We start from the raw sequence: 13,213 nt of genomic DNA, 5'->3' as shown, positions 1-13,213 counted from the left end.
TTGCGCAGTTTTCGAAGAGAATTGGCGCGCCGAAGCTAAAAATACCGAGTCGCTGCAAGCATCAAACCGCGCCTGAATCCGCTTCCGTCCAATCCAAAGGACAGCTACAGAACACGTGGCGATCACCGTAGACATTGTCGATGCGGCCGACCGGCGGCCAATACTTGTCGTCATGCTGGTGGCTATCCGGAAACAGTGCTTGTTGCCGCGAATACGGCAAGTTCCATTCCTGCAGCAACAGCCTATGCGTATGTGGCGCGTTATGCAAAAGATTGTTGTCGATAGCCGCGCGCCCCGCTTCGATCTCGCGGATTTCGTGCCGAATCGCAATCATCGCATCGCAAAAGCGGTCGATTTCGGCCTGATTTTCGCTTTCGGTCGGCTCGATCATTAAAGTATCGGCGACCGGGAACGCCACGGTCGGCGCGTGAAAGCCGTAGTCGATCAAACGCTTGGCGATATCCTCGACGCTGACGTTGGCGGTCTTCTTGAACTCGTGGCAATCGATGATGCACTCGTGAGCCACCCAGCCGTTCGCATCGGTGTACAGAATCGGATAGTGCGGCGCCAACCGGCGCGCGACGTAATTGGCGTTCAATAGCGCGGTCAGCGTGGCCCGTTTCAGACCGGCCGCGCCCATCATCGCAATGTAAGCCCAGGAGATGGTCAATATGCTAGCCGAGCCCCACGGCGCCGCCGACACCGTGCCGACGGTGCCATGTTCGCCCTTCAGCGGATTGACGCCTTCCACTACCGGATGATCCGGCAGAAATGGCGCCAGATGCTCGCGCACGCCGATAGGCCCGACGCCCGGACCGCCGCCACCGTGCGGAATGCAGAAGGTCTTGTGCAGATTCAAATGCATTACGTCGGCACCGATCGCGCCCGGCCGGCACAATCCAACCAACGCGTTGAAGTTGGCGCCGTCCATATACACCTGGCCGCCGGCTTGATGAACCAGTTCGCAGATTTGCCGGAACGCCTGTTCGTAAACGCCGTGGGTCGAGGGATAGGTAATCATCAAGGCCGCGACGCGATCGCCATGTTCGGCCAATTTCGCGCGCAAATCGTCGACGCTGACGTTGCCGTGGTCGTCGCAAGCCACGACGACGACTTGCAACCCGGCCAGCGCCGCACTCGCCGGGTTGGTGCCGTGCGCGGACGCCGGAATCAAGCACACCGTACGCTGGCTTTGGCCGTTGACGTCGTGGAATTTGCGAATCACCAGCAAGCCGGTATATTCGCCCTGCGAACCGGCGTTGGGTTGAAACGAAAAGGCCTGGAAGCCGGTCAGGTCGCACAGCATGTCTTCCAGCTCGGCGAACAATTGCTGATAGCCCTGGGCTTGGTAGAGCGGTACGAAGGGGTGCATCGCGTTGAATTCGTAAAACGAGATCGCCTGCATCTCGGTCGCCGCGTTCAACTTCATCGTACACGAACCGAGCGGAATCATAGACCTATCCAACGCGATGTCGCGCCGCGCCAGCCGGCGCATGTAGCGCATCATCTCGGTTTCGGAGTGGTACAGGCTGAACACCGGATGCCGCAAAATCGCGTCGCCGCGCAACAGCTTTTCCGGAATACATTCGCTCAATCGACCATCCAGGCCGTTAATGTCCGGCAAATCGGCGACCGGCGACACGAACACCTGCCACAGCGCCCGCAGATGATCCCGAGTCGTGGTTTCGTCCAGCGAAATTCCGACGTGATCGGCGTCGATCACCCGCAGATTGATGCCGGCTTCCTCGGCTTGGGCGGCAATGCGTTTGGCTCGGTTGGGCAAGCGGACGACAATCGTATCGAAATAACAAAGGCTAACCACCTGATGCCCGCTTTCGACGATGCCGGCGGCCAGAATTTGCGCGTAGCGATGCACCCGACCGGCAATCAAACGCAAGCCAGCCGCACCGTGGTAAACCGCGTAAAAACCGGCGATCACAGCCAGCAATACTTGGGAAGTACAAATGTTGCTGGTCGCCTTATCCCGGCGAATGTGCTGCTCGCGAGTCTGCAAGGCCATGCGCAGGGCCATCTGGCCGTGCACGTCCCTGGACACGCCGATGATCCGGCCCGGCACCGAACGCTTGAACTCGTCGCGGGTGGCGAAATAAGCCGCGTGCGGACCGCCGTAACCCATAGGCAAGCCGAAGCGCTGCGCGCTGCCGACCGCGATATCGGCATCGAACGCCGCCGGCGGCTTCAGCAACACCAAGCTCAGCAAGTCGGCGGCCACCGTCGCCAGCGCTTGCTTTTGGTGGGCGATGGCAATGGGGGCAGTCAAATCATGAATCTCGCCGCTACAGCCCGGATATTGCAGAATCAGCGCGAAAAACTCATGTTGTTCCAAAGCGTCGAACGGGTCGGTCACCAGCACGCGATAACCCAACGAACTGGCCCTAGTTTGCACGACGGCGATCGTTTGCGGATGGCAATCGCGGTCCACGACCACCAGATTCGACGAGCTCTTCGCCAGCCGCCGCGACATCGTCATCGCTTCGGCGACCGCAGTGGCTTCGTCCAGCAGCGAAGCGTTCGCCAGTTCCATGCCGGTCAGATCGATGATCATCTGCTGGAAATTCAACAGCGCCTCCAAGCGTCCCTGGCTCACTTCGGCCTGGTAAGGCGTATAGGCCGTGTACCAACCGGGGTTCTCCAACACATTGCGCTTGATGACCGACGGCAGGATAGTGTCGTAATAGCCCATGCCGATCATCGAAGTCAGCACTTGATTGCGCTCGCGCATTCGCCGCAAATATTTGATGACCGCCCGTTCGCTGATGGTGTCGGTCAGCTTGAGCGGTTCGCGGTTCAGAATATCGGTCGGCACGATCTTGTCGATCAGCTCTTCCAGATTTTCCAGGCCCAACTCGGCCAGCATGGCCTGAGTCTGCCGGCTGTCCGGGCCAATATGGCGCTGGATGAAATTGCCGCGCATTTCCAATTGATCGAGACGTAGACGTTCCGACATAGCCTATCTCCGATAACGGTGAGGAACAAAGGGCAACCGACAGACGCTGGCCTGTACGGTTTGGTCCCGGACTTGGGCAAGCAATTCGGTACCGACTTGGCTGCAGGCCGCTTCGACCAAGGCCATCGCGATCGGCCGGCCTAGCGTTGGCGAATAGCCGCCGCTGGTGACAACGCCGACCGGCCGCTCGCCGGCAAACAGCTTGGCACCATCGCGCACCGGCATTTTGCCGGTTATGCTCAATCCGACCCTTCGCCGGCGCGGTCCATGTTGCAACTGCGGCAGAATGATCGAACTGCCTGGAAAATCTTGATGACCTTGTTTAAATACCCACGACAACCCGGCATCGACCGGGCTAATATCGGCACTCAGCTCGTGGCCGTACAGACATAAACCGGCTTCCAAACGCAGGGTATCGCGGGCACCCAAGCCTATCGGCGCTACGCCATCCTGTTCCAGCAACAAAACCGCTAGCCGCTCGACATCGTCAACATGCACCGACAGCTCGAATCCATCCTCGCCGGTGTAACCGCTACGACTAATGTGGCAAGCGATCCCGGCGATGTCGTCGTCGCAAACCTGCATGAATTTCAAGGCCGAGGCACTTGGCGAAAGCTTTTCGAGAATAGTCGCGGCCGACGGTCCTTGTAATGCCAACAGCGCCAACTCGGACTGTTCGACGAATTCGCAAGAGGCGGGCAAAACGGATTGCAGATAGGCAAAATCGCCGGCTTTGCAGCCGGCGTTGACCACAATCGATACCCCGGACGGAATCCGGGTGACGATGATGTCGTCGATCACGCCGCCGTCGGGGTGGGTTAACACCGAGTATTTCTGCGCGCCGATCGTAAGTTCGGTCATGCCGCCCGGCGTCAATTGGTCCAGTGCTTCGGCGGCATGCTTGCCCAGCACCAGACACTGACCCATGTGCGAAATATCGAACAATCCGGCCTGCTCTCGACAATGCCGATGCTCGCGCAGAATGCCGTTTCGGTATTGCACCGGCATCCGATAACCGGCAAAGGCGGTCATTTTCGCGCCTAGCCGGCCATGCAAATCGTAAAGTGGTGTGGTCTTTAACTCGGACATATCTCCCCTCCTGGACGACGCCGATCGAAGCCAGCCCAAGCTTACCGTGAACGGCGCCAATCGCCAATCCGTGGGGCCAAGGTGAGAACCTTCATTAACAGGAATCGCTACCGCGAATGCGGTGGACATCCTGAGTATAGTCAGAAAGCCGGAAAAGCCCGAGCCACCGCCCGGAACACCACCGGACCAAAGGGTTTTGTATTACCATAGTCCCCAGACAATTCAACACGGGAGAGCGGATATGCAAGGCGACAAACAAGTCATCGACTACCTCAACGAACTGCTGGCGGGCGAGCTAACGGCGATAGACCAATACTTCGTGCATTCCCGAATGTATCAGAACTGGGGATTACACAAACTGTACGAGCGCATCGCCCACGAAGTACAGGACGAAACCAACCATGCCGACGCGCTAATCAAGCGGATTCTGTTCCTGGAAGGGACGCCGAATCTGTCCAAACGCGACCCGCTGTTGGTCGGCGCGACGGTGCCGGAGATGCTGAAAAACGATCTGGCGGTGGAAATCTCGGTAGTCGGCGCGTTGCGCAAAGTCATCGCCTACTGCGAAAGCGTGCGAGATTACCAAACCCGCGAAATCCTGGAAGTGATGCTGGACGACACTGAAGAAGACCACGCCCATTGGCTGGAACAGCAATTGGGTCTGATCCAAATAGTCGGCCTGGAAAATTATCTGCAATCGCAGATGTAATTTCGCTTGGGGACGAAGTCAAGGTCGGCGGCGTCGAGCATGTCGTGGTGCGCGAGGACGAAATCCTCGGCGTCTTAGAAGCCTGAATTTCCAAGACGATTCATTTTTAACATTCCGATTTAAGTGTTTTTGGAGGAAAAGCATTTATGGCTGCCAAACAAGTGTTATTTGCCGGCGAAGCCAGCCAACGCATGCTGGCGGGGTGAATGTTCTGGCCGATACCGTCAAACAAACTCTGAGCCCGAAAGGCCGCAATGTAGTATTGGAGCGCAGTTTCGGCGCGCCGACCGTGACCAAGGACGGCGTCTCCGTAGCAAAAGAAATCGAGCTGAAACGCAAGTTCGAGAACATGGGCGCGCAAATGGTCAAGGAAGTGTCGTCCAAAACTTCCGACGTGGCCGGCGACGGCACTAACACCGCGACGGGTCTTGCGCAAGCCATCGTCCGCGAAGGTTTGAAATCGGTCTCGGCCGGCGCCAATCCGATGGGCATCAAGCGCGGCATCGACCAAGCCGTTAGCGTCGCGGCCGAGGAATTGAAAAAACTCTCCAAGCCCCGCACCGACAGCAAAGCCATCGCCCAAGTCGGTAGCATTTAGGCCAACTCCGACGACGCTGTAGGTCAAATCATCGCCGATGCGATGGACAAGGTCGGCAAGGAAGGCGTGATTACCGTCGAAGGGGGCTCCGGCATGCAGAATGAACTGGAGGTGGTGGAAGGCATGCAGTTCGACCGTGGCTACATTTCGCCGTAGTTCGCCAACCAAAAAGAAGGCATGACCGCCGAACTGGAAAATCCTTATATCCTGTTGCACGACAAGAAAATATCGAACATCCGCGATCTGATCCCGCCGTTAGAAAAAGTCTCCATAGCCGGCCGTTCGCTACCGATCGTCGCCGAAGACGTAGAAGGCGAAGCGCTGGCGACCCTGGTGGTCAACACCTTGCGCGGCATATTGAAAGTCTGCGCGGTCAAGGCGCCCGGCTTCGGCGACCGCCGCAAAGCCATGCTGGAAGACATGGCGATTCTGACCGGCGGCACGGTGATTCCCGAAGAGCTGGGCTTCCGCCTGGTGGAACAACTGGGCAGCGCAAAGAAAGTCCAGGTCTCGAAGGAAAACTCCATCATCGTCGATAGCGCCGGCAGTACCGAGAACATCAACGTGGATTTCATCGCCCCGCGTACGGTTACGATCATCCCTCGCGCATTAGGCGTCCCTGCGCCGGACTTTGCGACCGATCGCCTGGAAACGCCAGGGTAACGTGCCGATATTGGCGTAAACGTGACGTCTTCTAACGAATTTCAAGTGCGTGGCTTCCGGTATTGAACGCGACGGGCAACGTCATCGTCATCCAAGCTATCCACCCGTATAAAACGGGGAGTCCATGCCGATATTGGCGTCTTGGGTGACGTCGCCATCGAACAGTTTTACCGACAAATTGCCCTTCACTTGTTGGGTAAACGGCAGTAACAAGCCGTCGATATAACGTTGGGCATTTTCTATCGAATCGAATTCGTAAAAACCGCCTACCGTGTGATTGTTGATACCGCTCAACCAAGTTTTGGACTTTAAACCCGAATATGTTTTCATCTCGACATTGATCGGTCTCCAATCAATTTGCTCGAACGGAATCGCCACTTGGAACTCCGCATATAAAAATATTTTCATCCGTCTACCTCGTTTGAATTAGTGTTTTGACTCTGAAAGGCGTTGGAAGGCTTACCGACATAAGGGTCTAGGAATACTCCCAATCGCCGCTCACAAACCGACCCTGCATTTCTCGGGCACGAAAACCGTTTGACGATCGTTAACTGATCGGTTGGCGCCGACGACTCTTGGCTCTCGCCGACCGATCGGCCAATCTGTTCAAAACGGCTCCTTAAAGGGTCGAAAATCCAGCTCCTGCGTCCAGGCGCTGGGATGCTGCCGGTGCAGCGCCCAGTAGCTTTCGGCCAACGCCTCCAGCTTTAACAAGCCGTCGTCGCCCTTGGTCGAGACGTATCGGGAAAACTGGCCTCTTGCCCTGTCGCCGTCGATAACGCCATCGATAATGGTATGAACGACGTGGACACCCTTGGGCCCGAACTCCCGCGCCATGCCCTGCGCTAAGGCCCGCAAGCCAGCCTTGGCGGTGGCGAACGCGGTAAACGGCGGTCTGGCGCGGGTTGAGGCCGTCGCGCCGGTAAAAATCAACGTGCCACGTCCCTGGGATTGCATGATCGCGGCAGCCTGTTTCCCGAATAAAAACCCGCCGAGACAGTTTTGCCGCCACAGGCGGCTAAACATATCGCTGTCGGTTTCCAGCAACGGCGCGCAGTTGTTGCTGTCGACGTTATACACCGCGATCGCCAATGGCAAGCCGCTTTCGCGAATCGCGTCGAACAGACGCTCGACATCCGTTTCGCACGTGGCATCGGCCACTACCGCGCTACTCCGACCGCCCGCCTGGGCGATTTTTTCGGCGACCAGCTCCAGTTTGCCGGCGCTACGTCCGGCAATGAATACGTGCAACCCTTGCGCGGCGAAATGTTTGGCCAACGCGGCGCCCAATCCCCGCTCCGGCCCTACCCCGATGACAACCGCCGACCCGAATCCGCTCATCGCTCCTCCTTAGGATTTTCGGCCGAAAATCAGCGAGAAATTATTCGCCGGCATGTCGATTTGCTCCTTCAATTCCATGCCGTGCCGCTCGGCCGCGGCGCGTAAATCGGCGACATCTTTCAAGCCCCACTCGGAAACGCCCGCCGAACTGAGAGTTTCGTGAAACACCTTGTTCGAATCGGTCGTAAAAGTGCCTTCCACGCGGAACGGGCCGTAAATCAGCAAAATACCCTGATTGTCGAGCAAGTGCGAGGCGCACTCCATCATGCCGTCGGCGATGGAGATCGGCGCAACCTGAAAAATGTTGATACAAAAGATGGCGTCGAAGCTGCCTTTCGCGCCGGGATTGAACCAGGTGTCGGGATCGGTCAAATCCAAATGGACCGGGTCGGCAATATTGTCGTTACCGTGATCCACCGTCAATTGCTTGATGTTATCGAAGACCTCCCGATCCTTATCAGTCGGATGGAAGTGCAAGTGGTCGAAATGCGGCGCGAAAAAATTGATATGCATGCCGCTGCCGCTGGCCATTTCCAAAACCCGACCTTTATCTTTGGGGAGTTTCTCTTTTAATACGCCTAAAATCGGTTCGCGATTGCGATTACCGGCCCAGGCCACGTATTCGCTCAATGGATGCGGGTTCAATGGCGGTTTGTTGTCACTCATGTTGTTGTCCTCGAAAGATCGTTATCGTTGTTGTTAAATCCAGCCCGCGGATTTAATGAAATCGGCAATTTACCCGGCTGGCGCATCGAGTACAGCAATACGCGGGCCAAGCCTCAAAACATGCCTGATCGGCGTAAAATCAAAGACCTATCACAAGCCATTCGGCCAAATCGCGAATCCGTGCTTCAATAAGTGAAATTTAATTTCAATTGTTAGCGATCGATGAACGAACACGATTTTTCCCAGATTTCCCCGGCGTTTTTTCTGCAAACCTTCATCCTGGAATTGATGCACGCCTGCGAACAGGAAGGCGGCGACTACTGCGAATCCTTGATCGAACGCATCGCCAAGAGTGCCGGTCTGTACTTCGAGCAAACTTACCGGGCCGAATACCGACGGTCCGGCGAACTGGACCAGGACGCCTACATCGACTTGATTCTGGCTCTAAAAAATCATATCGGCGGCAATTTTTCGCTGGCTTCCGTGGAGGCAGGCACCATTACCGTCGTAAACACCCGTTGTCCGTTCGGGGACGGCGTAAGCAATTTTCCGGAACTATGTCGAATGACCTCAAGCGTGTTTGGCGGAATCGCCGCCCGGAATTTCGGCTACGCCAAAGTCGAAATCCGCCAGAGCATCGCTCGGCAAAACGGGGGTTGCGAAGTGTGCATTCACACTCGGCGCGATGGCGCCGTCGGCAAACCCGGTCTGGAATATCGCCGCGAGGATCAGCCGGAAGATAAGCTGGAAATGGCCGCGCTGCATTCGCGGATTGAAGAGCGGATGCGTAACGTCTGGTGGAGCCTACCCAAGCGTCATCCCACCAAACCAGCGCCGGCCATCGTCGCCAAATCGGCGGCGATGCAAAGCGTCTTGCAACAAGTTGAAGTCGTGGCGCCGACTAAGGCCACGGTACTGATTAACGGCGAAACCGGCGTGGGTAAGGAGTTGATAGCGCGAGCGATACACGCGATGAGCGACCGAGGTCACAAACCGTTCGTGGCGATCAATTGCGGAGCTATACCGGAAAGTCTGATCGAAAGCGCGTTGTTCGGCCACGAAAAAGGCGCGTTTACCGGCGCCATCGAGGTTCATCAAGGTTTTTTCGAACGCGCCGAGGGCGGAACACTGTTTCTCGACGAAGTCGATGCCTTGTCCCCGGCCGCGCAAACCCGCTTATTGCGCGTGATTCAGGAGGGCGAGATGGAGCGGGTCGGCGGCAAGCACACCTTGCACGTCGACGTGCGGATCGTTTCGGCCAGCAACCGATCCTTGACGCAACACGTCGAACAAGGCTTATTTCGACAGGACTTATTCTATCGCTTGAATGTGGTGCGCCTATGGATACCGCCGTTGGCTCAACGACCGGAAGACTTGCCACATCTGGTGCAATTGATCTTGAAACGCCTGAACCAAGCCTACGCGAAAAACGTTCAGTCGGTCAGCCGCGACGTGATGGGACAAATCCGCGCCTACCATTGGCCCGGAAACGTGCGCGAGCTGGAAAACACGTTGGAACGCAGCGTGTTGTTCTGCAAGGGCAGCGAATTGACCCGTCTTGAGCTGGACAGACAACCTGTCGCCGTCGGCCACGACTGGCGAACGCACAAGCAAAGCTTGGTCGATGACGCCGAATCGGCCTTCCTGCGGCAGGCATTGCAAAACCATCGCGGCAACGTCAAACCGGTCGCCGACGCGATGGGGCTAACGCCGAGAGCGGTTTACGCCAAGCTGAAAAAATATGGCATCGTGCCGAGCCGTTTTAAGTAAGCGGACGGGACTACGCAATATCCTGGCTGCGCAAATACTCTTCGTATTCGCCTTGGTAATCGACAACGCCGTTCGGGGTGAGTTCGATAACGCGGGTGGCCAAGGACGAGACGAACTCGCGGTCGTGGCTGACGAAAATCAATGTGCCGGGGTAGTTTTCCAACGCGATGTTCAGCGATTCGATCGATTCCATGTCCAAGTGGTTGGTCGGCTCGTCCAACACCAGCACGTTGTTTTTTTGCAGGATTAGCTTGCCGAACAGCATCCGGCCTTGTTCGCCGCCGGACAGCACCTTCACCGATTTATTGATCTCGTCCTGCGAAAACAACAAACGGCCCAGCGTGCCGCGTATCACTTGATCGTCGTCGCTTTCCTTCCGCCACTGGCCCATCCAATTTATCAAGGTCAGATCTTCGGCAAAATCCTCGGCGTGGTCTTGCGCGAAATAGCCGACATCGGCGTTTTCGGCCCACTTGACCTCGCCGTGATCCGGCGCCAATTCGCCGACCAGGGTTTTCAACAAGGTGGACTTACCGATGCCGTTGGGGCCGATCACCGCCACCCGCTCGCCGGCGGCGATCATCAAATTGAGATTTTCGAACAAAGGCCGCTCGCCATAGCCTTTGCCGAGGTTTTCCACTTCCACGGCCAAGCGATGCAGTTTTTTGGCTTGGTCGAAACGAATAAAGGGGTTGACCCGGCTGGACGGCTTGACTTCATCGAGCTTGATCTTTTCCAACTGGCGCGCCCGCGACGTGGCTTGCTTGGCCTTGGACGCATTGGCGGAAAAGCGGCTGACGAAGGTCTGCAATTCGGCGATCTGGGCTTTTTTCTTGGCATTGCTGGCCAGCAACTGCTCCCTGACCTGGGTCACGGCGGTCATGTAATCGTCGTAGTTGCCCGGATACACCCGCAGCTCGCCGTAATCCAGATCGGCCATGTGGGTGCAGACGCTGTTCAAGAAATGCCGATCGTGGGAAATGATCACCATCGTCGATTCGCGCTCGTTCAGCACGTTTTCCAGCCAGCGTATCGTGTTGATATCCAGGTTGTTGGTCGGCTCGTCGAGCAACATGATGTCGGGATCGGCGAACAAGGCCTGGGCCAGCAACACCCGCAGTTTCCAGCCGGGGGCGACCGCGCTCATCGGACCGTTATGCTGCTCCAGCGGAATATCCAGCCCCAGCAACAGTTCGCCGGCTCGGGATTCGGCGGTGTAACCGTTGTATTCGGCGAATACGGCTTCCAACTCGGCGGCGCGCATGTAGTCGTCTTCGGTCGCGTCCAGATTGGCATAAATGGCGTCGCGTTCCGACATCGCCGCCCACATTTCGGCGTGGCCCATCATCACCACGTCCAATACGCGGCGGTCTTCGTAGGCGAATTGATCCTGACGCAACACGCCGATGCGATCGTTGGGCGCGATGCTGACATTGCCGGCCGACGGCTCCAAATCACCGCTGAGGATTTTCATAAAGGTCGATTTGCCGCAACCGTTCGCACCGATCAGACCAAAGCGATGGCCGTTGCCGAATTTAACCGAAATGTTTTCGAACAGGGGCTTAGCCCCGAATTGCATCGTGATGTTAGCTGTAGAGATCAAGAAAATATCCGTTAGATAGAGAGGCTGGGCCTAGTTGTACTTTGTCAGATGACTCAATAAGCATCGTCATTCCGGCATGGAGGCCGGACCCGTTAGAGCGTGGAGCGAATCCAAACGCCATGGACGGATTTAGCAGACCATCCACGGCACCGGATGCCCGCTTCCCGGCGGGCATGACGATCTTCAACCAATCTCACAAAGTAGAACTAGCCCGGCCCTAAAAAAGTAGGAGGCGGCATTTTAACAGAGTTGCCGCGCCCCGCCGCCGGCAACACCGCAACCCGGCTTCGGCCAGGCGCCGTCGCGACACCGCTCGGCGGCGAGTCTTACAACTGGTCCAAAGCCGCCGCCAGCGTCGCCACGGTGCGGTCGAGGTTTTGCAGCTTGTCCAAGCCGAACAAACCGAGCCGGAAGGTTTTGAAATCCGCGCCTTCGCCGCACTGCAACGGCACGCCGGCGGCGATCTGCAAACCCAGATCGACGAATTTCTTGCCGGTCTTGAGGTCGTCGTCGCTGGTGTAGCACACCACCACGCCCGGCGCACCAAAACCGGTCGCGGCGACCGATTTAAAGCCGCGTTCGGCCAGCAAGTCGCGCACGCGACTTCCCAATTCCAGCTGCTCGTCCTTAACCTTGTCGAAACCGTAGGCTTCGGTTTCCAGCATCACCGCGCGCAACCCGCGCAATCCGTCGGTCGGCATCGTTGCGTGGTAGGCATGGCCGCCCTGCTCGTAGGTTTCCATGATTTGCAGCCATTTCTTCAGGTCGGCGGCAAAACTGGTGCTGGTCGTCGCGTCGATGCGCTCGCGCGCCGCCGTACCCAGCATCACCAGACCGCAACACGGCGACGCGCTCCAGTCTTTCTGCGGCGCGCTGATCAAGATGTCCACGCCAAGCTGCTTCATGTCTACCCAGACCGTGCCGGACGCGATGCAATCCAGCACAAACAGCCCGCCGACCGCGTGCACCGCGTCGGCCAGCGCCCGCAAATAATCGTCAGGCAACATCATGCCGGCCGAGGTTTCCACGTGCGGCGCAAACACAAAATCCGGTTTCTCGCGGGCGATGGCCGCCACCGCTTCGGCTATGGGCACCGGCGTATAGGCAGGTTGCGGCCCCTCCTCGTTGGGCCGGGCCTGTAACACGATGGCTTCGGATGGAATCTCACCCATCTCGAAAATCTGGGTCCAGCGATAGCTGAACCAGCCGTTGCGTATCACCAGACATTTTTTGCCGGTGGCGAATTGGCGCGCCACCGCTTCCATGCCGAAAGTCCCGGAACCCGGCACGACGATCGCCGCTTCGGCGTTGTAAACGGTTTTCAGAATGCGCGAGATGTCGCGCAGGGTTTCCTGAAACACTACCGACATATGATTGGTCGCGCGGTCGGTGTAGACCACCGAATATTCCAACAAGCCATCCGGATCGACATGGGCTAATAATCCAGGCACTGTTTCATCTCCTCGTTTGATTAATCTTCAACTGAATTCGACTTTGTCGGATTCCACACAATCTCGGCGGGCGCGCCGATCGCCTGCCTGCCCGAATTCGGACCCGGCAACGACGCGACGACAGCCGCCGATCCCGCCGGCCGGCCGACGCGGACCAAGCAAGCCGGCCATCTTATCGCGACTTGACTTAAAAAGTATTCAAGATGCGGGCCACTTCGATTTTCGGCATTCGCGGGTTGGCTGGAAGGCTGGACGGGATGCCAAATCAACAAGGGTTGCGGCGCGGCCTGGGAACATGCCCCCAAGTCTTCCGAACCAGCTCGAAGCGACACAAATCGTCTTGGCTGGCGGGATT

General features: G+C 57.4%; 9 protein-coding genes and 1 pseudogene. 3 read left to right on the top strand and 7 right to left on the bottom strand.

From position 1 onward, the window contains the following. Positions 1–61 precede the first annotated feature (61 nt). The gene (gcvP, locus tag BJL95_RS07060; protein ID WP_071156613.1) at positions 62–2,968 is read right to left on the bottom strand and encodes an aminomethyl-transferring glycine dehydrogenase; all 2,907 of its coding nucleotides are present in this window, start codon (positions 2,966–2,968) and stop codon (positions 62–64) included. Between the two features lie 3 nt (positions 2,969–2,971). After that, complete coding sequence (gene gcvT, locus BJL95_RS07055; protein WP_064029743.1) at positions 2,972–4,057, bottom strand: glycine cleavage system aminomethyltransferase GcvT; 1,086 nt, start codon at positions 4,055–4,057, stop codon at positions 2,972–2,974. A gap of 241 nt (positions 4,058–4,298) precedes the next feature. Between gcvT and bfr the strand changes: the two genes are divergently transcribed. Both bfr and groEL read left to right on the top strand, forming a co-directional pair. Next, positions 4,299–4,766 carry a bacterioferritin gene (gene bfr, locus BJL95_RS07050; RefSeq protein ID WP_071156611.1) on the top strand — a complete coding sequence of 156 codons (468 nt, stop codon included), beginning with the start codon at positions 4,299–4,301 and terminating at the stop codon, positions 4,764–4,766. A 146-nt stretch (positions 4,767–4,912) separates the two neighbouring features. Further along, positions 4,913–5,901: pseudogene (gene groEL / locus BJL95_RS07045) on the top strand (chaperonin GroEL); the annotation flags it as partial. 222 nt (positions 5,902–6,123) lie between these two features. Here groEL and BJL95_RS07040 read toward each other — a convergent pair. The 3 genes from BJL95_RS07040 to BJL95_RS07030 all read right to left on the bottom strand — a co-directional run bounded on the left by BJL95_RS07040 (position 6,124) and on the right by BJL95_RS07030 (position 8,034). Continuing rightward, positions 6,124–6,435, bottom strand: a complete 312-nt coding sequence (locus tag BJL95_RS07040; protein WP_071156609.1) for a hypothetical protein — start codon at positions 6,433–6,435, stop codon at positions 6,124–6,126. 198 nt (positions 6,436–6,633) lie between these two features. Then, positions 6,634–7,368 (bottom strand): SDR family NAD(P)-dependent oxidoreductase, encoded by a 735-nt coding sequence (locus tag BJL95_RS07035; RefSeq protein WP_071156607.1) that lies wholly within the window; start codon positions 7,366–7,368, stop codon positions 6,634–6,636. A gap of 9 nt (positions 7,369–7,377) precedes the next feature. Further along, complete coding sequence (locus BJL95_RS07030) at positions 7,378–8,034, bottom strand: DUF938 domain-containing protein (RefSeq protein ID WP_071156605.1); 657 nt, start codon at positions 8,032–8,034, stop codon at positions 7,378–7,380. 222 nt (positions 8,035–8,256) lie between these two features. On the opposite strand from BJL95_RS07030, the gene BJL95_RS07025 reads away from it, so the two are divergent. Then, on the top strand, positions 8,257–9,804 hold the full coding sequence (locus BJL95_RS07025) for a sigma 54-interacting transcriptional regulator (protein WP_064029752.1): 1,548 nt from the start codon (positions 8,257–8,259) through the stop codon (positions 9,802–9,804). Positions 9,805–9,814: 10 nt separating this feature from the next. Here the strand turns inward: BJL95_RS07025 and BJL95_RS07020 are convergent, their stop codons facing one another. After that, on the bottom strand, positions 9,815–11,407 hold the full coding sequence (locus BJL95_RS07020; protein ID WP_071156603.1) for an ABC-F family ATPase: 1,593 nt from the start codon (positions 11,405–11,407) through the stop codon (positions 9,815–9,817). Positions 11,408–11,733: 326 nt separating this feature from the next. Next, entirely contained in the window at positions 11,734–12,858 is a 1,125-nt protein-coding gene (locus BJL95_RS07015) for an aminotransferase class V-fold PLP-dependent enzyme (RefSeq protein ID WP_071156601.1), read from the bottom strand. Between the last annotated feature and the right edge of the window lie 355 nt (positions 12,859–13,213).

Origin of the sequence: Methylomonas sp. LWB (genome assembly GCF_001856095.1) — a bacterium.
Classification (GTDB): Bacteria; Pseudomonadota; Gammaproteobacteria; order Methylococcales; family Methylomonadaceae; genus Methylomonas; species Methylomonas koyamae_A.
This window is presented reverse-complemented; position numbering and strand designations above follow the sequence as displayed.

Excerpts from the sequence above, each read along its gene's own strand:
- gcvP (WP_071156613.1), bottom strand. The coding sequence starts at position 2,968 with ATGTCGGAACGTCTACGTCTCGATCAATTGGAAATGCGCGGCAATTTC.
- gcvT (WP_064029743.1), bottom strand. The coding sequence starts at position 4,057 with ATGTCCGAGTTAAAGACCACACCACTTTACGATTTGCATGGCCGGCTA.
- bfr (WP_071156611.1), top strand. The coding sequence starts at position 4,299 with ATGCAAGGCGACAAACAAGTCATCGACTACCTCAACGAACTGCTGGCG.
- BJL95_RS07040 (WP_071156609.1), bottom strand. The coding sequence starts at position 6,435 with ATGAAAATATTTTTATATGCGGAGTTCCAAGTGGCGATTCCGTTCGAG.
- BJL95_RS07035 (WP_071156607.1), bottom strand. The coding sequence starts at position 7,368 with ATGAGCGGATTCGGGTCGGCGGTTGTCATCGGGGTAGGGCCGGAGCGG.
- BJL95_RS07030 (WP_071156605.1), bottom strand. The coding sequence starts at position 8,034 with ATGAGTGACAACAAACCGCCATTGAACCCGCATCCATTGAGCGAATAC.
- BJL95_RS07025 (WP_064029752.1), top strand. The coding sequence starts at position 8,257 with ATGAACGAACACGATTTTTCCCAGATTTCCCCGGCGTTTTTTCTGCAA.